The following is an 18,362-nucleotide window of genomic DNA, read 5'->3' as shown; positions in this document are numbered from 1 at the left end:
ATAGTTGCGAGCTGATATCAAGAAGGTTAAACTTGGCAAGTATTATTACGGCTATGAATTTTTACGATTTTGGGAACTGGCTCCTCATTATTTTTATAATTACAGCACCATTAGTTTATTTTCTGCTAATTTTAAAAGAATTCAAAAAAGACATTTTCGAAAATTGGTATATTTTTATAGGGTTTTTAGGTTTAGTAGGCTTTTTAATGCGTAAGCTGCTTCTTAACGGAATGGCCATTGCTCAAGCCGATGCCAATCACTTAAATCTGCCGTTCTTCCAATATTTCGGCAAGACTATTTTGCAGTTTCGAGAGCCTCCGATTTGGAACACCCTCTTTGAAGGTGGTTTTGATATTTTCGCCCACCCTCTGTCCCCATACTTCTCTCCAACAATTCTACTTTGATTTCTAAATAACGCCTATTTGGGATTTAACATTAAACTCGTCATCGAAATATTTCTTTGTGGACTTTTTTCCTTCTTTTTATTTTACAGAATTTTTAAATCAAAGGAGCTGGCAACAATTGGCGGAATTTGTTACATGTTCAATGGCTATGTTACTAATCGACTATCAGAAGGTGCCGGCACTGAGTACCTATTCTCGTTGAAGTGGTTACCACTAATTTTCTTGTTCACCTGGTCCTATTTTCAAACAAAAGAGAAGAAATACTTGTGCCTTCTGGCTATTCCAACAGCCTTTCTATTCGAAGGCTCCCCGAATACTGCGTTTTTCATCTTAATCGGCCTGGCAGTTTTTGCTATTGTTTACACAATCTCCACTCAAAGCAAAATCAAGTACTTAGGGTGGTTAGCGCTTTCCGGAATCTTGGCTGGGCTAATCTACGCCGTTAAATTACTGCCAGTGGTAGGCCTAATGGCTGTGAACGGCTCAAGTCGCCTCACCTCCACCGTTATTGGAAGCCGGATAAATCATCTAACTTTAAAACAATTTCTCGTTTACTACTTACCAATCATTCCCGACCAAAGGCTAACGGGAATATTTACTCCAGGGCTAATCGGTTTTATCTTGCTACTTTTTGGATTAAGCTGGCTAGCTTTCAAAATAGTCAAAAAGAGGCCAATTGAGCCAATCGAGAAAGCTTTTCTGGGAGTACTAATCCTTGGGATCATACTGACGGTTGACAGCCCCATTTCAAACCTCCTTGTTACAGCACCGATCTTTAACCGCTTCACCGTTATCCCATCAACCCTAGCGCTCCTGGTAATTGCTAATGTTTTTCTAATTGTTAAAGGAGCCCAATTAATTCTAACTAAAAAACCGATATTAACGCTTATCCCAGTTGTGGCTTGGCTCATAGCCTTCTTTTTCCAAGAAAATATTATTGGTCGACTTATTGACGTCAACCGAGTTATCAACCTAGCTTTCCGCGTTATTCCAGTAATTATTGGGATCGTTGGATTTGTGGCCGTTTTTAGAACTCTAAAAAGATTTCTAAACGGTAAGTTATTAATTTATTTTTGCGCTTTAACAATTTCGCTGCTGGTTTTCGTGGAAATACTGTGGGGACCGGCCACCTTTGGAACAAAAAGTTACAGTTTTGGATTTTTACTATTTAACTACAAACAAGAACTAGCCGATTTTTCGTACTTAGGAAAAATTAAAGGTTTACTAGATCAAACAGGCGGTCGGATCTATTTTCCACATTATAATCGCAATTGGATCGCCGTAGCCCCGCCGTACGCGACTTTTTTAAATAACACCCCCATATTTGGTGATGACCCCTATTATTTTGGGGCTAGTTGGACGACAGACACCCAAAATGCCTTAGACAATAGCCTGAATTGTAACCCACTTTTAGAAAATTGCTTAAATAAGTTTAATTCCGAACCGAGTTGGTCATTAATTGGTGCCCCGCTGATTGCTTTTACGAATGAGTGCCGAGATGAAGATAATAATTTGTGCCAGGAACTTGCCAAAGGCAATGTTGGGAATTTTCAAACCTTAGTGGAAAATCAGCATCGGGAGCTCACGGTCTATTTTAATCAATCAAACCTAATACCTTGGGATCATTTGGTTAAAATTTATAAAAATCCCAAGTTTGTTTCAGAATTCGCGTTTGTACCAAATGAGGAGCCTTTAACTAATTACCAAACAGCGCAAGTTACAAAAAGCTCACCACTTGTTACTACCCTAAAAGTTCCCACTGGGAAAGGCCAAATTCTAATAAGTAAGACTTACAGCCCTTACTTCCAAGCCACACTTAATAATATGCCTATAAAAATTGCCCAAAACGGTGCTTTCATGTCAGTTACGATAAACCAACCCGGTACTTTGGTAATAAGATATTGGAATCCATTTATTTACGATGGTTTAGTGATCTCATTTTTAGCGCTTTTGTTCACCACGGTCACATTAATGATAAAATCAGGGCATGTACCAAGACCTTAAACACAATGTCATTATTGGATTCTTCCAGCTTTTTGCGCACAATGGCCTGGTTTTTGTTTATGTGGCTGGGGCAATTATTTCTCTAGGGGTTTTGGTTTTCAAGCTTAAGCGCATCGCCGCGGTCTATCTGATTGGCTTTGCGACTTTAGCTATAAAATTTGAATACAACAAGCACATCATGGAACCGCTGCTAAAACAAACAGTCGAGACAGTTGTAATTAACCCCGATACTCACCTGTTTATACAACGACTAATAAACACTTTCCTAATTAAAGGGGTACCAGCGATTATGTGGCTGATTGGTTGGGGATCTTTATTTGGAGCAACTTATTTTATTTTTAAACAGAGGCACCGCCCCAAAGGGGCCCCTTAGGGGTTCCGAATCCAAACTTCAATCGGATTAGTAGGATTAGGAAAAGTCTTTAAGTGCTTAAAGTTACTTTCTAGAAACTGCTTTAATTCTGAATGCCCGTTGTAAAAACTATCTCTGGTTGCTTTTTCCACAATGTAATACTTAGTTTGATTCACCGTTAAATAATCCATAATCGCCTGTGGAGTGGGGAACAAGGCATATTTAATATCCGATTTAATGTGCGGGTAACCATAGATTACCGGCCGGGAAATATTTAGTGCCAAGTGGCGACCGCTAAACATAGGAATCCCGACGGCCGCGGTAAAAATCTCATCCGTCGGCTGGGTATTAACTTGAAACCAAGCGACAACATTTGCCATCGGCTGCAAATAAAACGTTCCAGTGCGGTTATTTTTAAGTTGATAGGTAAAAGTAAGTAGATTCGTAATCCCGAAAATAATGACGCCGGCGATGCCAACCGATGTTACTACAGATGCTGACCGGGTCTTTAGCCATTCATAAATAGCCACAACCACATACGCCATCATCAAAGTAAAACCAGGCATAAAGCTCGCGAAATATTCCGGCTGGATGCGTTGGTAATAAACGCCGTAGAATAGAATTGGACCACCAGCAATAGCTAGTAGAAACCAAATCTGCTTATTACGCCACCACTTCTTAGTGACCGCCAAAATCGCAAAAGCAATAGTAGAAAGGTAAAAAATCAAATAATCAATTTTTAGATACCAGATTTCGCCCAGCTTCTCGCGAATTACAAAGCCAGTTGAAACTTTAACCCCAGTACTATGCATCTTTAAAATCGCTTGAAAATTTTTTACGACATGGCCTAGTCCCACTTGTGAGGCAATCCCACCCCACATTACCGCCCAAACTCCGAAGGTGGCTAACCCACAAAGCGCTAAACGCAGTAGCGTTTGTTTACTAAATCTTAAAACGAGGATTGCTATACATAGAAATAATGGGTACACCGCCGCCGTTTCTCTAGTCGCTATTGCTAAACCAAAACAAACACCAGAGGCAATCGATAGGAACCACGGCCGCGTTCGAAGAGAGTAAATTAAAAATAGTGATCCCAGTAGTCCTAAAAATATTTCTAAATTTTCCGTAAGCACGTAACTTCCATGAATGGCAACCGGCGAGATCGTGGCAAAAATTACAAAAGCCACAACTCCTAAAGCTTTACCTTTTAACTCTTTGCCTAAGAAATATAAAACTACGCTAGACCCCAAACTTACTAACACAGCAAAAAGACGACCGCTTAGAATACTGACGCCGAAAATCTTTAGCCATAAAGCCAGTGGGATCATAAAGACTGGCGCTCGCGAGAAGGATGTCAGGAAGGGGAGATGACCTTGACCTAAAAGGTAAGCATCGAAGAGGTAAGAACCTTCGTCATTGATCATTGGCAGTGTACTTGCCGCCACGTAGCGAAGATAAAAGCCAATGGCGACGGCGATCACGAAGACAATGAGCGTTAAAAATAGTTCCTGTTTTTTACTTAGTGACTTCATAAATTTGAGCCCAATTATCGCCCGTCTGTTCTTGTACTAGCGGCCTTAACGTTTCTTTAGGTAAAAGACTCGATGCCGTAGAATCATTATAGTCTAAAACGAAGCGGGTCGAAACTTTCCAGTCGTATGTAATCCGAGATCCTAAATAATATTCAACCATCGCCAAATCATTATTAAACTTATCGTTAAACTCGGTCGAAATTAGAACCTCTCCATCAGGATATTTTTGAAAGTCAACTAAAGTTTGCGACAGCGGTTGATTCTTAAGACCAGAAGTATTGTAGTCTTTTACAACCTGAACATCTGTCCGAAAAAAATAATGTATTATTGGAAAAACAAATATGAAACAGCAAACAGCTGTCGCCTTAGTTAGGTAAGTTGATACTAGTTTATAAAATCCAAAAGACAGAAGCAATATCGGGATAAAAAACAGATGTTGGCTGTGACGTGACCAAGGCTGCACTAAAGTCAAAAAAGCAAACTGGGTTAAGAAAATAATTATAATCGGTGCGATTTGCCATTTAATCTTTGTCGTCAAGCTAAAAAGACCGATGGCCGTCAATCCAATACTTAGTACCGCGACCACAAAACCTAAATTTAGCGGCCATCGAAAAACAAAGGCGAGTACCCCTAAAATAATTAACCCACTTGCAAGGACGATCGATTTCTTAACGAGTCGCATTCCGAAGGTCAACCAAACTAAGATGAAAATAATTGGAATTATTTCTGTGGTTAAATGTAAAATGCTCGAGCTACTCCAGATCCCTATAAAAATCTGACGCATTTTGTTGAGGTTCTCTAATACCGACGTCAAATTATACGCAACATTAAGGCCGTTATCGGTCTGATACTGAGTGTATAAAAAATTTCCGAAGCGCTGGTAATTAGAAATAAACCACGGTAAGACCGTCAAAATAAAAATTGATGCGGGTAGTGTCAAAACTTTGAAAAGGGTCGACGCAATGGTTCGGAGACCACGAAGGCGATACTGATAAAAGAAAAAAATAAAAAGACAAACTAGAAAAACAGCGGTGACCAGGAAACCTTCGTGACGAGTCATTGACATAATACCCAAAACTAGGCCAAAGAGACCAAGCAATAAATAATTGATTTTTTTGGTAGTAACAAAGCCTGTAGTTAGATGGACGAAAAGGTAGAGGCTCATAATTACTTCCAAATCAAATAGGGTGTGACTAAGCGGCCGAATGGAAAAAAGGAAAAAGGTGGGTTGAAAGCTCAGTAGGATTAACGACGTTACTACAACTATGCTGGGAAGTCGTAAATCCTTCAGCAAGCGGTAGAAAAAGTACAAGGTTAAAATAGCCAGAACGATCCCTAAAACTCGCGCGTAGCCCAGTGGGTGCCCTACTAGATGCCCTGGAATGAGAAGTAAAGCATAAATCGGTAAACGCTTTTCGATGAAGATGCTGCCGCCCGCCAGGAGGCTCTTCCCCATTAAGAGGTAGTTGTAAAAGTCTCCCCCACTCTCCCCCGATACGACAAAGGCAGACACGGTCCGAACCACCGCAGAGGCTACCAAAATGGCTGCCACGGCCCACGATTCTCCGGAAATTTTCTTAAAAAAGTTCATAAAAGACGAGAGTAAATTTTATCGAGTCTCTCTGGCAAACTGGTCGTCGAGAAATTATCGACCATAAACTGATGGCCCGCTTTACCCATGGCTAGTCTGACCTCAGGTTGATCGTAAAGCTCGTTCATTTTTTCGGTTAATGCGGTGACGTCTTTTTGAGGAATCACGAAACCGGTGATGCCATCCCGAACGACTTCAGGAACACCGGCAACGTTGGTGCTAATAATGGGAAGACCGGTCGCTGAAGCTTCCAGAATTGTAAGCGGTGTCCCCTCTTGGTCGTTGTCGGCGGCAACGATTGACGGTAGAACGAAGACATCGGCTTCGTGATATTTTGGCAAAATAAAACTGTGGAAATCGGTAATTCCCGTGACGTCAATTAACTCCACAAAGTCCCCTAAATTTTCGGCCGCTATTTTATCTTTAATTTTTCCATAAAGATCACCGTGCCCTATGATCATCAGTTTGACTAGGCGTCCGCTGGTAACGACGTTCTTAAAAGCTTCCAGTAAAATAAAATGACCTTTCTTTTCCACGAAACGAGCCGTAATTAAAAACTTGATCTCATCTGAAGGCACTCGTTCTTTGTAAGTGAAGTGCGAGAGGTCAACCGATGGCGGAAGAATCAAGCATTTATCAGCCGGCGCCCCAAAGGCTATTAATTGCTGCCGGGGAATTTCCGAAAGCATCAAAAAACAGTCAACATTGGCAAACATCTCTTTGTACAGCGGCTGCCATTCTGGTTTTAGTGGGTAAGATGTGGTATCGGAACCGTAAAAACTGACGACGAAGGGAATCTTGAGTTGATCGCGCAGATGCGCCAGTTTGGCCCCCAAAGTGCCAAAATGAATATGGAGAAGTTCGATGTGGCGAATTACCACCCAGTACTTTAAAAAATGATCAAAAGCCAAATCTAGTAGTTTCGGAAAATAACGGCCGCAGAAATCATAAATATGACCAATACTGGTTAAAAAATGTAATTCATCGACCGGAAAAATCTCGCGTGATCCCTTGAAATAAAACCGACTTAAAGCCACGACTTTGTATTTAGTGTGATTAATAAATTGACGATACGTAAAAGACTGCTTGCTTTGCATGAATTCGGAGATTAGATGGGAGATGACCGGTGTATGATTTTTATTTTCCATAGATTTCCAAATATTTAGTTGCCACTTTATTCCAAGCAAAATCTTGAGTAAAAGTTAAACCGTTTTGAATATACCGATTCATTTCCAATTCATCATAAATAAGCTCAACTAGCTTTGACGACAGTTCGGTAACATCTCCGGTCTTAAAAAGCACTCCCGTCTTATCATTTTTGACCAGATCGGGAACACCTCCGGTATTAGACGCGATAATAGGACATCCCAAGGCCATCGCTTCCAAAAGCACAATCCCAAAAGGTTCTAAAATCGACGGCAATATATAAAGTTTAGCGCCTTTAAAAAGTTGCAACGCGACCTTATGCGTTACCGCTCCCAGGAAGGTTACCTTTGACGTTAGCGAAAGTTCGTTTGTCAGTTTTTCTAAATTACTTCGTTCTTCTCCATCGCCGGCAATAATTAATTTGTACGGAAAATCAACCGGTAATTTAGCCCAAGCTTTGAGTAACACATCAAAACCCTTTTTGGCGACTAAGCGACCAAGTCCCAAGATATACGGATCTGAAGCTATGTAACTAGCAACGTTGACAAATTCCGACAAATTAAGACCGTTGCCAATCACCACCGCTTTATTGGAAACTCCGGGAACGAGCGCTTCAACTTTAGTCAGCAAATAATTTGAGTTTACGGTCACTTTAACGGCCCGATTAATAACCAACTTTAAAATAAACCTCGACCAAGCTGACTCAATAGGAAACTTTTCAACGTCGTTACCGTGAAGACTTACCACCAATTTGACTCCAGTCAAAACCGAGATAATCCAAGCGTAAAGAGCCGCGTCGTCTACGAAGTGGAGGTTTATAACATCGGGTTTTATAACTTTTATAATATTTATAAATTTTATAAGTGTTATAAAAAACAATGGGACAAACCCCAAAGTGGAACGGAGGCCCCGAAACGGCAAACCTAAAAACAACCTTTTTACGGGAACACTTTCAACATCTTCGTTTGGAAGCAGAGACCAAGGAGCCCGCGCCGAAACAACCAAAACCTGGTGCCCGAGGCACTGAAAGCTTTTAGCTAAATTTAAGACTACCTGCTCTACCCCACCTTGATGAGGATAGAACCGACTTGATATCATTAATACGCGCATTCTAAATTTTATTTCCCACCGGTAATAGCGGTAACCACTTTAGAATCTGCCCGCAATTGCTCGACATACAAAACGTTATCCTTGTTAATCATCATTTTATCTGCCGGACCGTGCACTTCGTTCCCCAGGTGCACTAAAGTGTAGCCGGGAGTCGCCGCTGCGGCAGCTGGTGCAGTCGCCCCCTTCGCGGCCGGAGCAGCCGCTGTATTATCAGTTGATTTAACTAAATAATAAACCTCCGAAAGATTAATGTAATTGCCGTTCAAATCGTTGGGATTAAGCTTCCCAAAGTACGTCTCACCGTTATTTAACGACACCGACCAGTACTGCGAAGGGCTGCTATTAGCAACGGTATTATTAGCACCAAGCACATTAGAGGCTGTAGCGGTAGCTTTAACCTGGCGATAAACGAAAAGACCGCCGATTGCTAAAACCAAAACACCAGCGATAATAGCGACCGGAATTAATATATTTTTGGAACCACTTACATTATTTGAATAATTCATTAAATCACCTTCTTCCCAATACGAGCCTACACCAAAAACTAGCGCTTCCGCAAGAAGGTGGGAATGTCGTACTTATCATCACCAAAAAGCTCTTTGTCGCTATCGGTTTTCTTTTCCTCCGTCGTCGGTTTTTCCGGCATAGGACGTGGTAACGGCATCGTTCGAGTAAATAGAGGCGATCCCATGTTACCCTCAAATCCGGTGGCGATTACCGTGATTCGAATTTGATCGGTTAAACGATCGTCAATAGCTGCCCCAAAGATTATATTGGCTTCAGGACTAGCTGATTCGCTGATAATCTTAGCGGCGGCGTCAATTTCAAACATGCCAAGGTCCGGCCCGCCAATAACATTGAATAAAATCCCGGTCGCCCCGTCAATCGAGACATCTAAAAGCGGTGAAGAAATAGCGTTTCGGGCTGCCATAATAGCCCGATCTTCGCCTTTTCCAAAACCAATTCCCATCATTGCCGATCCGGCGTTAGTCATAATTGTGCGGACATCAGCAAAATCAACGTTGATGAGACCGGGAAGAACGATAAGATCAGATATTCCTTGAACAGCCTGGCCAAGGACATTATCAGCTACTTTAAAGGCGTCAGACAGTGACACTTTGCGGTCGACTGTTTCTAAAAGCTTTTGATTGGGAATGCAGATTAGCGCGTCAACCTTGCCTTTAATATTGGCGATTCCGATTTCGGCATTTTTAGCCCGAATGGCTCCCTCAAAAGCAAACGGCTTGGTAACAACTCCAACGGTAAGCGCCCCCAAAGACTTAGCGATACTGGCGACAACCGGCCCGGCCCCTGTTCCCGTTCCGCCACCCATTCCGGCGGTAATAAAGACCATGTCTGAGCCCTCCAGTTGCGCTTTAATCAAGGCTTCCGACTCCTCAGCGGCTTGTTTACCGGTTTGCGGATTCGCGCCACTGCCTAAACCATGAGTTAATTCCTTGCCAATTTGAATTTTGATGCCAGCCAAGTTACGGGCGAGGTCTTGAGCATCAGTGTTAACGGCAATAAATTCAACACCGCGAATCGAATCTGAGGCAATCATGGAGTTAAGAGCGTTCCCACCAGCCCCACCTACTCCAATAACTTTAATTTTGGCAAATTTTTCCACTTCCGGTTTTATTTGGGCCATTTTGGATAATTTGGGGGCAGTTCTACGGTAAAAACGATTTAATCCATTCTCTCACTTTAACAAAAATATTAACGACTTTATTTTTAGCGCCGTTTCCGGATTCACGACTTAAGTCTAAGCTCTGACCATAGAGCAAGGCGCCTATTCCAGAAGAATACGCCGGCCCGGTTATTTCGTCAATCAGACCAACTACTCCCCGAGGGCTGCCTACGCGAACCGGCAACTTTAGCACCATTTTGGCCGCTTGCTCAATTTCGTGGGTTCTGGCGGCCCCTCCGGAAAGAACCACCCCGGCCGGCAGTTTCCCGGAAAACCCCGACTTTTTAATCTCTAAACTAACTATGCTAAACAGCTCATCTAATCGAAAACGAATAATAGAAGTTAAATATTTTTTAGGAATAATTTCAGTACCCTCGATTCCCAATTCTTTAACGTTAATATCAACATCCTCCTTTAAAGCACTGCTTAATTTAAGTTTTACTTTTTCGGCATTTTCCAAAGACGTTCCTAATCCAATTGCCAAATCATTAGTAATATTTTGGCCACCCATGGGAAGCACTGATGAAAAAACCGGAGAACCTTCTATATAGATGATCATTGATGTAGTTCCGCCGCCAATATCAACTAGAACCGTTCCCAATTCTTTTTCCGTTTCGGTAAGAATTGATTCGGCCGAAGCGAGACCGGAATACACAAAATCAGAAATAGACACGCCCACCTGCTCCACACATTTGGCTAAATTATGTAAAGCGGTCGCTGAACCGGAGATAATATTGGTTTCCACTTCCAAACGAACCCCGCTCATCCCAACCGGCTCATGAATCCCGTCCTGGGAGTCGACGATAAAGTCACGAGGAATGACATGAATAATTTCACGGTTGGAGGGTAAACTAACCGCCTGAGCCGCTTCGGTAACTCGAGTAACGTCCTCGGCCACAATTTCGCTACCGGGCCGGGAAACGGCTACTACACCGTGTGAATTAAGAGATTCGATGTGACTACCACCAACGCAAGCTAAAACCTGGGAAACGCTACAACCGGCCATCCGCTCGGCGGCCTCTAAAGACTTGGAAATGGCACTAACGGCATTGTCAATATCGACAACCACACCCTTGCGAATCCCCCTGGAAGGAACCGTGGAAACACCGATTACCGAAAGTCGTTCCTCAGTAACAGAGGCGATAATGGTGGCAATCTTCGAAGATCCGATATCAATTGCGGCAATCAGTCTTTCTTTGGACATTAGTAGCCTAATACTAGGCTAGTGGGTTTGGCGTGTCAACACTAAATCAGTAAGAAACTACCGGATCGTGGAATCTTAAATCCAACTTTGTTAATTTTTTATTAGTGAGTCTTATTTTATCCCATATTTGCCAAAAAACGCCCAATTGGTTATCTAAATCAGACATTGGTAAATAAATTAGAGTGCCATTTATTTCGAAATTTACGTAAGTATCTTTAAAAGTAATATTTTCCGGCTTTAAATTTTTTTGAATTAAATAGAGTGATATTTCCGAAATGGCCGCGGTGTTTGGCGGCACAATCTGAATAATTTGCGGAGAAACAGGATTAACTCGCCTATCTAGCCGCCACTTAATTATTAAGCACGCGGCAACTAGAGCAACAATGACAACGATAACCACTAAAAATAATTTAAGATTTACCCTAAACTTACTTTTACTTGATAAAAGTGGTAATTTTTTGGGCGAACTTTTCGGCAGCATCATAACAAGCTAAATTTCGGAGCCCTTCCGCTCTCGCTTTATAATCCGGCAACTCCAAAAACATCTTATTAATTGTATCTAAAAGAATTGCTGGAGTTAAATCAGATTGATTAATAATTATTGCCGCTCCGGTATCTGCTAGGATTTTGGCTTGGAGAAACTGCTCATTATGAGACACATTTGGAAGCGGAATTAAAATCGCCGGCTTTCCAAAAGCCAATAGTTCATAGGTCGTGTTAGCCCCACTGCGAGAGATAATTAATGACGCTTCTCGCATAATTTTCGCGACCTTCTTTGCGTCAAAGTAATCGCTAACCTCGTAATTTCTGGTCTGCTCAGAAGGCAGAGTCATCTTGAACTTAAGAAGACGATCCAGATCATTGTTTATTGAATTACTGCCGCACTGATGGACCACTCTAAAATGATCAAGCAACTCAGTCAAAATAGGTAGAGCGGCTTCGTTAATCACGTGTGACCCCTGCTTCCCTCCGGTAATATAAATTAGAGGTTTTGGCGATGTTGCGTCAAAAACTTCTTTAGACTGGGCTGACGCCACTATTTCCGACCTTAAAGGCAACCCGATCACTTCCGATTTATCTTTAGGGAACTCTTTTAAGGACTGCGGCCACGTTAACAAAATAAGCTTAGCGAAATGAGCCACGAATTTATTGGCGAGACCCGCAGTAACGGTTTGTTCGTGAGTTATGACTGGAATCCCAAGCAACCAAGCGTTAAAGGCGACCGGGACGGAGAGGTAGCCACCAAAAGTGACGACTAAATCCGGCTGAAGACGAAGCAAATACCAAAAACTTCGAATAAATCCCCAAGGAATTCTAATTAGTTTAAAAGGGTTATAAGTGTGATAAAACTTACCCGCTTTCAGGTCAAAAAAAGGAATCTTTAAAGCCGTTACCTCCTTATATTCGGCGCTATCGCGAGTGTCTCCCCACATCGAAAACCGGTGTCCCACCCAGTAAAAATCAAACTCTAGAGAATTATTCTGTAAAGCCTCAATGATCGCTAAGACCGGCGTGTGGTGGCCACCTACAAATACTACTTTGTTATTTTGCATATTTACTAATACCAAATACTACGCCAAGTCCCGATAACATAAAAATCATCGCTGAGCCACCGTAGGAAATTAAGGGTAGGGGAACACCGGTAAGCGGAATTAAATGAGTCATGGCGGCTAAATTCATTAAAACCTGCACGCCAACCCATGAGGAAAACCCAACTGTAATAAATTTACTGAAATTATCGGGAGCGGTTCCGACTATTTTTAATAGCCGCCAAATTAATAAGCCAAAAAAACTTACCAAAAGTAACGTCCCCAGAAGACCCAACTCCTCACCAACTATCGCTAAAATAGAATCTGTTTGGACCTCCGGCACAAAACCATATTTTTGACGAGAACTCCCCAAACCAATTCCAAATAATCCACCGGACCCCAAAGCAATTAAAATTTGCTGAATATGGTAACCGGCCCCGCTGTTATCTACACTACTGCGATTTATAAACGTGAGTAATCTGGCTTTTCTATAAGCGGAAGACAAAACGTAAACCAGCCCGACCGCGAATATTGAAGGCAACCCCGCCGCGAAATAAGCTAAAGAAGCCCCGGATATAAAGAAAATCGAGAGACCGATACCCAGAGTAATTACGGAAGTACCAAAATCCGGCTCCAGTCCAATTAATATCGCATAAACGGCAGTGGTAACAAGGAAAATAATAACGGTGCGACGATTTTTATCGGTAAATAATTTCGATAAATAAACAATTAAACAAAATTTAGCCAGTTCCGCCGGTTGAAAACCCAAACGACCAAAGAAAGGTAATAAAGGTAAGGGGCTGGGATTTATGTAAAACCAGCGCCTGGCCCCATTAATTACAGGAGCAAATGGGGAAGGAATTAGTACTAATACTAAAAATATTAAACCGATAATATAAAACCACTTGGCAAATTTACTGAATACTTGATAATTTAAGTTAGAAAACACAAAAAATACCGCAATACCAACTAGCGACCAAAAAAGCTGCAACAACATAAAGTAATACTTACCGCCAAAAACATTGGCGGCCGTAACCACTGAAGCATCGTAAACCGCGATAATTCCGAATACTAATAGTCCCAGTAAAATGAAAAATAAAACCCAGTCAGGCTGATGAATTTTAGGCACACTTTGGTGACGCATAAATTAGAGCAGTGAAACAAAAATACCCAGAAGAGCTAAGTAAATTCCGGCTAACCAAAAACGCATCGTTACTTTAGTTTCCGGCCAGCCAAGGGCTTCAAAATGGTGATGTATAGGGGCAATTAAAAAAATCTTCTTATTGCGGGTTATCATCGATCCCCACTGCAACAAACTGCTAACAGCTTCAACCACAAAGATGCCACCGATGACGATCAGAACAACCGGATGTCCCGAAAGAAGGGCTATCGTCGCCAGCATTGCCCCCAGGGCCAAAGCTCCGGTGTCTCCCATAAAAACACGGGCCGGAAAAATATTAAAGTATAAAAACGCGGCTAAACTGCCAATAATAACTGCAATAAACAGGCCAATATCGCCACTTAAAGCACTGCTGGAAGACAGGTACCAAAATGGGATTAACGCAATCATTAGTAACCCCGAAGCTAGGCCGTCTAGACCATCAGTAATGTTAAAGGCGTTTGTAGTGGCAATTACAACGATTGCCGCGAAAGGAATATATAAATAACCCAAATCGAAAATTCCTAACAGTGGTAGCCACAAAGTATGTAAACCGATCCGAGTAAAAAGTAAAAAACCGATTACTAAACCTAAAATAATCTGAAGGGCTAATTTATGAGGTAATCGCAGCATCTTTAAAGCCCCGGGAGCGCTCTTACCGAAAAATTTACGTAAATCGTCATAAAAACCCAGTAGTCCGAAAGAAACCATGGAAAAGTATAAAATAAAAGAGGTGTCGTTAAAATGAAATTTGGTAAAAACGTAAATTAAGGCAGTGAAGATAGCGGAAGAAACAATAATTAGTATTCCCCCACCGGTTGGAGTGCCAACTTTTCCACCATGTAGTTGATTGAATAACGTTGGGTGGCCTTTAAAATCGATACTTAGTTTCGCGCTGTCTTTAAATTTTAACTTAAATAATAAATTAATAAACGGAATGGCTAAAATAAATGAAAACGCGAAAGATAATAATGAGGCACCAATAAGCTTAAGCATCATAATTAAGAACTATATAAAGATTTTAGTTTAGCTTCCAAACCATCAAAATAATCTAAAATACTTTCCGATTCCAGTATTTCGCTGCGGCTTCCCGACCCCAGAGCCACAAGAAGAACAGAAACGCCATTATAAAAATTAGTGATCGCCACTTTACTACCTTTTAAAGAGGCCGGTCCGATAATTTCGTTATCGGAAATTTTAGCGTTAAATAAATTCAGATCAGAGGTAGCCAGTTCCTCCACTAAATCTACCCCAATAATTTTAGATGTTCCCGACGCAGTTAACAATATGGGGACCAGTACCGGCAAAAAATCGTATAAAAATTGGGTTTTATTAATCTCGATATCCAGTGGCAGCAGTTTATGACTGGGTTCGCGCCAAATACGAAGACTATTACCTGAAAAATCAAAGGTTGCTTGCATAGTGGTGAGTTTAGATAACAAAGAAATTAAGCGTTCCTTGGGAGCATTAATGATTTTAATATCCCCGCAGCTTAATATTGAAGCGGCCAACCAAAAACCGGCCTCAAAGCTGGAAGCGGATAAAGTAAAGCTTGATTTTTCCAGGGTAGTTGCTCCGGTAACTTTTAGGTTTCCTGCAATTTTAGGGTCCTCGATTACGGTAATCCCGGAGCTTCGCAAGAAGGCTATTAAATCCAGCGTTTCTTCAGTAATTAAAAAATTGGTGAAGGTACTCTCTTCGGAAATTTTAACCGCTAATAGTAAAGACGCCAGACTAATCTCCAAAGAGTTTTCTAAATTTAAATTTAATGGCCTGGGTGTGGATAATTTTCCTCCAATGACATCTGAAGTTATTAATAGTTCAACGTTCAAAGCCTTAAGCCAACTGATTAGTACATTTGAAACTAAGGTTTTGGGAATTTTAAACTCACCAAATCTAGCCAACATTACCGGAACCATAATTGAATCGAGAATTTCCGAAGAAATAATTGTTGGAGTTGATAATGATAAAGCGTTCTTCCCGATCCATGAAAAACTTGTTCCTTGAATCTTTAAATTAGATAAAAATTTAATAAAGGCCGAAACCTGAGGAACGTTTTCCAAAATAACCTCATCCGAAAACAACACGGAGGCACAGGCTAGTGTAATCGCCGAAAAAACAGAACCGGTGGGAGTTACTTCACCAACAAGACGAGTATTTCCTGGTATTTTTAATGTCATAGACCGGTATCCGGGGCTATATGCATGTTTAAAGCTAATTCCTGAGCAATCGACATCCACAAAGGCACCGCCGTTTCCGCGGCATAAATGCTGGTAGTAGGGCGCTCAAGCCTTACCAGCATAACAAATTTAGGATCATTTGGAAAATAGCCGACGAAGGTGGCGTTGCTTTGTTTGGGATCGTAAGAGCCGTTGACGGCAATTTGAGCGGTCCCGGTTTTACCGGCGATCACGTAATTTTTTAAATTAAAGTATTTTGATTCGCCATTTTTTACTGCTGAAGTTAGCATCTTGGTCATCGTCGCTGCCGTCGTCTCCGCAATAACTCGCCTAACTGGTGTGCTGCTACCACTAACTATGTGGGGACGGATCAAGTTACCGCCATTGGCAAAAACTGAAAAGGCGGCAGCGACTTGAAGAGGAGTGGCCGAAATTCCCTGACCAAAGGAGGCTGTCGCGGTGTCAATGTCTCGCCAATCAGCTAAATTTCTAATAATACCCGAAGTTTCGCCTTGCAAATCAATGCCCGAAAGCTCCCCCAGTCCGAATTTAAGCAGATAATCATGCAGTGAACTGGCCCCCAGCTTCAACCCTACCCAAGCGGCTCCTAAGTTATTAGATAGTTCTAAAACCTGAGTCATGGTAATTTTTCCGTGGTGCTTTAAGTCCCAGTTATCAACCCAGTGAGTGGAATAATTGACCGGGCCGATATCGTCGTAAATAGTATCCGGTGTAATTAAATTCTGATCTAAAGCGGAAGCCAGAGTTAAAGGTTTAATAACCGAACCGGGCTCGTAATTACTGGCAATCGCCGCGTTACGAGGAACTCCAGAAATACTGGCCTCAGAATTCGCCCCTTTATATTTAGAACTAATGGCTAAAATCTCCCCACTTCCCGGATTAATTATTACTCCAGTTACCGAATCGGCTCCATATTTACGAAGACCCGCGATTAATCCTTGCTCAAGCATATATTGAATGGAGCGATTAATAGTTAAATTTATAGTCTCCCCGGGAATCGGGGCGATTTCTTGATAATTTCCAAGTACTATTGGTTGTCCAAAGGCGTTTTGCTCTTGGCTAACCTCTCCGGGACGACCTCTTAAATCGCCATCGTAGTAGCCCTCAACTCCAAAATAGCCTCTAGGGTCACCATTTTTAGCTTGCCCAACCATTCCCAAAATATCCGTCGCCAACCCCGGCTCCGGGTAAAATCTGGAACCTTCAGGCCGAAAGCCAATTCCGGGTATTCCCAAATTTTCAATCTGCTTTTTAGTTTCTAAATCTATTTGGTGGACCAAAGCTACCCAGTACAAATCTTGCCTGGATAAAGCGTATTTAATGTCAAGCTCATTATTTTTTATTAAACTAATATTTCGCTGCATCAGAGCCGGTTTATAAAGATCCGCGAATAAATAAGGCATTAGTATTTCAGTGGTCTTTGCGGCATCGGTAATTTTTTTAGGCTCGCCATAAACTAAATATTTGGTTAAATTACCGGCGAGTAGGAAGCCGTCACTACTTTTAATATCACCACGGGGAGCTGCAATTTCCTGAGTCATGAAATGTTGATTAAAGGCGAGTTGACTGTATTTAATGTGATCGATTATTTGAATTTTAAAAAGTCGTACTAAAACGACGGACAAACCTATTATAAAAAAAATGAAGAGGATTTTATGGCGTGGCATTTGGAATAACCGCGACAGTTTTCGACGAAAGATATTCAAAATTGCTACCAACTCTTGCTAAACCAATCCTCGTCGCCCGGTCCTGAATATTTTCTAAAGAGTTAACTTTGGCTAATTGATTATTTAAGTCCGCAATATCAGAGTTAAGAACTGTTTGCTCCTGAGTAAGCCTTGATATTTGAGATCCGTAACCGGCTGAATTATTAACTAAGATCAACTGAGCCAACCCGCCACCAAAGACCAAAATGATAAAGATTTTAATTACTAAGTTAGGTAATTTCATATTTTTTCATAGACTCTCATTTTGGCACTGCGGCTCCGCGGATTACTGTTAATTTCTAAAAGCGACGCGCTAACAACCGCGTTTACCTCCTTAAGACTTAATTCCGACTTACCAAAGTTCTTAACAATTCGATCTTCTAGCGAGTGAAAGCTGATGACGACCAGTCGACCGCCTTTTGCAAGCTTTGACGCAACGATCGGTAAGACTATTTTTAAGTTTTCAAGTTCACCATTTACCGCGATCCGCAAAGCCTGAAACACTTTGGTCGCCGGATGGATTCTCCCGCGATTATTAAGACCGTTTAATTCCAACGCTAACAGTAAATCAGCCGTGGATTTAATCGGCTTTAATAAACGGGCGCGGCAAGCAAATTTAGCAAAGCGGTAAGCCCCAGGCTCCTCGCCATATTCTTTAAAAATGTCATATAATCCCTTTTCCGGTAGCCCATTTATAAGGTCGGCTGCCGTGACCATAAGACGCGGGTCCAGACGCA

18 protein-coding genes are annotated in these 18,362 nt (G+C 41.7%); 3 read left to right on the top strand and 15 right to left on the bottom strand.

Going from position 1 to position 18,362, the window contains the following annotated elements; genetic code table 11:
• The first annotated feature begins 53 nt into the window (after positions 1-53).
• The 3 genes from NT141_03260 to NT141_03250 are packed head-to-tail and all read left to right on the top strand — an operon-like array spanning position 54 to position 2,781.
• Positions 54-404, top strand: a complete 351-nt coding sequence (locus NT141_03260) for a hypothetical protein (protein MCX6784063.1) — start codon at positions 54-56, stop codon at positions 402-404.
• 18 nt (positions 405-422) lie between these two features.
• Entirely contained in the window at positions 423-2,408 is a 1,986-nt protein-coding gene (locus NT141_03255) for a hypothetical protein (protein MCX6784062.1), read from the top strand.
• The gene (locus NT141_03250; GenBank protein ID MCX6784061.1) at positions 2,392-2,781 is read left to right on the top strand and encodes a hypothetical protein; all 390 of its coding nucleotides are present in this window, start codon (positions 2,392-2,394) and stop codon (positions 2,779-2,781) included. The genes NT141_03255 and NT141_03250 overlap by 17 nt, the downstream gene beginning before the upstream one ends.
• On the opposite strand, the gene NT141_03245 is transcribed toward NT141_03250, so the two are convergent.
• From NT141_03245 to mraW, 15 genes are all read right to left on the bottom strand, one after another.
• A complete protein-coding gene (locus NT141_03245; GenBank protein ID MCX6784060.1) occupies positions 2,778-4,292 on the bottom strand; it encodes a glycosyltransferase family 39 protein in 1,515 nt (504 codons plus the stop codon). The genes NT141_03250 and NT141_03245 overlap by 4 nt on opposite strands.
• A complete protein-coding gene (locus NT141_03240; GenBank protein ID MCX6784059.1) occupies positions 4,276-5,883 on the bottom strand; it encodes a hypothetical protein in 1,608 nt (535 codons plus the stop codon). Before NT141_03240 ends, NT141_03245 begins: the two co-directional genes overlap by 17 nt.
• Positions 5,880-7,031, bottom strand: a complete 1,152-nt coding sequence (locus tag NT141_03235) for a glycosyltransferase (GenBank protein ID MCX6784058.1) — start codon at positions 7,029-7,031, stop codon at positions 5,880-5,882. The genes NT141_03240 and NT141_03235 overlap by 4 nt, the downstream gene beginning before the upstream one ends.
• Positions 7,021-8,139: a glycosyltransferase family 4 protein gene (locus tag NT141_03230; protein ID MCX6784057.1), complete on the bottom strand. Its 1,119-nt coding sequence runs from the start codon at positions 8,137-8,139 to the stop codon at positions 7,021-7,023. The genes NT141_03235 and NT141_03230 overlap by 11 nt, the downstream gene beginning before the upstream one ends.
• A gap of 8 nt (positions 8,140-8,147) precedes the next feature.
• Positions 8,148-8,645 carry a hypothetical protein gene (locus NT141_03225; protein MCX6784056.1) on the bottom strand — a complete coding sequence of 166 codons (498 nt, stop codon included), beginning with the start codon at positions 8,643-8,645 and terminating at the stop codon, positions 8,148-8,150.
• Between the two features lie 38 nt (positions 8,646-8,683).
• Complete coding sequence (gene ftsZ, locus NT141_03220) at positions 8,684-9,787, bottom strand: cell division protein FtsZ (protein ID MCX6784055.1); 1,104 nt, start codon at positions 9,785-9,787, stop codon at positions 8,684-8,686.
• Between the two features lie 22 nt (positions 9,788-9,809).
• The gene (gene ftsA / locus NT141_03215; protein ID MCX6784054.1) at positions 9,810-11,030 is read right to left on the bottom strand and encodes a cell division protein FtsA; all 1,221 of its coding nucleotides are present in this window, start codon (positions 11,028-11,030) and stop codon (positions 9,810-9,812) included.
• 46 nt (positions 11,031-11,076) lie between these two features.
• On the bottom strand, positions 11,077-11,514 hold the full coding sequence (locus NT141_03210; GenBank protein MCX6784053.1) for a hypothetical protein: 438 nt from the start codon (positions 11,512-11,514) through the stop codon (positions 11,077-11,079).
• Positions 11,465-12,583: a UDP-N-acetylglucosamine--N-acetylmuramyl-(pentapeptide) pyrophosphoryl-undecaprenol N-acetylglucosamine transferase gene (locus NT141_03205; protein ID MCX6784052.1), complete on the bottom strand. Its 1,119-nt coding sequence runs from the start codon at positions 12,581-12,583 to the stop codon at positions 11,465-11,467. Before NT141_03205 ends, NT141_03210 begins: the two co-directional genes overlap by 50 nt.
• Positions 12,573-13,703, bottom strand: coding sequence for an FtsW/RodA/SpoVE family cell cycle protein (locus tag NT141_03200; GenBank protein ID MCX6784051.1), 1,131 nt, complete (start codon positions 13,701-13,703; stop codon positions 12,573-12,575). Before NT141_03200 ends, NT141_03205 begins: the two co-directional genes overlap by 11 nt.
• 3 nt (positions 13,704-13,706) lie before the next feature.
• Positions 13,707-14,717, bottom strand: a complete 1,011-nt coding sequence (gene mraY / locus NT141_03195) for a phospho-N-acetylmuramoyl-pentapeptide-transferase (GenBank protein ID MCX6784050.1) — start codon at positions 14,715-14,717, stop codon at positions 13,707-13,709.
• 2 nt (positions 14,718-14,719) lie between these two features.
• The gene (locus NT141_03190) at positions 14,720-15,898 is read right to left on the bottom strand and encodes a hypothetical protein (protein ID MCX6784049.1); all 1,179 of its coding nucleotides are present in this window, start codon (positions 15,896-15,898) and stop codon (positions 14,720-14,722) included.
• Positions 15,895-17,586: a penicillin-binding protein 2 gene (locus NT141_03185; protein ID MCX6784048.1), complete on the bottom strand. Its 1,692-nt coding sequence runs from the start codon at positions 17,584-17,586 to the stop codon at positions 15,895-15,897. The genes NT141_03190 and NT141_03185 overlap by 4 nt, the downstream gene beginning before the upstream one ends.
• A complete protein-coding gene (locus NT141_03180; protein MCX6784047.1) occupies positions 17,573-17,869 on the bottom strand; it encodes a hypothetical protein in 297 nt (98 codons plus the stop codon). The genes NT141_03185 and NT141_03180 overlap by 14 nt, the downstream gene beginning before the upstream one ends.
• A partial coding sequence (gene mraW, locus NT141_03175) for a 16S rRNA (cytosine(1402)-N(4))-methyltransferase (GenBank protein ID MCX6784046.1) occupies positions 17,866-18,362 on the bottom strand: 497 nt, incomplete at its 5' end. The genes mraW and NT141_03180, both read right to left, overlap by 4 nt.

Source organism: candidate division WWE3 bacterium, from assembly GCA_026396615.1.
Taxonomy (GTDB): domain Bacteria; phylum Patescibacteriota; class WWE3; order JAPLWK01; family JAPLWK01; genus JAPLWK01.
The sequence above is the reverse complement of the archived record's forward strand: the minus strand, read 5'-3'. Positions and strand labels throughout refer to the sequence as shown.

Excerpts from the sequence above, each read along its gene's own strand:
- NT141_03230 (MCX6784057.1), bottom strand. The coding sequence starts at position 8,139 with ATGCGCGTATTAATGATATCAAGTCGGTTCTATCCTCATCAAGGTGGG.
- NT141_03235 (MCX6784058.1), bottom strand. The coding sequence starts at position 7,031 with ATGGAAAATAAAAATCATACACCGGTCATCTCCCATCTAATCTCCGAA.
- NT141_03210 (MCX6784053.1), bottom strand. The coding sequence starts at position 11,514 with ATGATGCTGCCGAAAAGTTCGCCCAAAAAATTACCACTTTTATCAAGT.
- NT141_03240 (MCX6784059.1), bottom strand. The coding sequence starts at position 5,883 with ATGAACTTTTTTAAGAAAATTTCCGGAGAATCGTGGGCCGTGGCAGCC.
- NT141_03190 (MCX6784049.1), bottom strand. The coding sequence starts at position 15,898 with ATGACATTAAAAATACCAGGAAATACTCGTCTTGTTGGTGAAGTAACT.
- NT141_03205 (MCX6784052.1), bottom strand. The coding sequence starts at position 12,583 with ATGCAAAATAACAAAGTAGTATTTGTAGGTGGCCACCACACGCCGGTC.
- NT141_03245 (MCX6784060.1), bottom strand. The coding sequence starts at position 4,292 with ATGAAGTCACTAAGTAAAAAACAGGAACTATTTTTAACGCTCATTGTC.
- NT141_03250 (MCX6784061.1), top strand. The coding sequence starts at position 2,392 with ATGTACCAAGACCTTAAACACAATGTCATTATTGGATTCTTCCAGCTT.
- mraY (MCX6784050.1), bottom strand. The coding sequence starts at position 14,717 with ATGATGCTTAAGCTTATTGGTGCCTCATTATTATCTTTCGCGTTTTCA.
- NT141_03260 (MCX6784063.1), top strand. The coding sequence starts at position 54 with ATGAATTTTTACGATTTTGGGAACTGGCTCCTCATTATTTTTATAATT.
- NT141_03180 (MCX6784047.1), bottom strand. The coding sequence starts at position 17,869 with ATGAAATTACCTAACTTAGTAATTAAAATCTTTATCATTTTGGTCTTT.
- NT141_03185 (MCX6784048.1), bottom strand. The coding sequence starts at position 17,586 with ATGCCACGCCATAAAATCCTCTTCATTTTTTTTATAATAGGTTTGTCC.
- NT141_03200 (MCX6784051.1), bottom strand. The coding sequence starts at position 13,703 with ATGCGTCACCAAAGTGTGCCTAAAATTCATCAGCCTGACTGGGTTTTA.
- NT141_03225 (MCX6784056.1), bottom strand. The coding sequence starts at position 8,645 with ATGAATTATTCAAATAATGTAAGTGGTTCCAAAAATATATTAATTCCG.
- ftsZ (MCX6784055.1), bottom strand. The coding sequence starts at position 9,787 with ATGGCCCAAATAAAACCGGAAGTGGAAAAATTTGCCAAAATTAAAGTT.
- ftsA (MCX6784054.1), bottom strand. The coding sequence starts at position 11,030 with ATGTCCAAAGAAAGACTGATTGCCGCAATTGATATCGGATCTTCGAAG.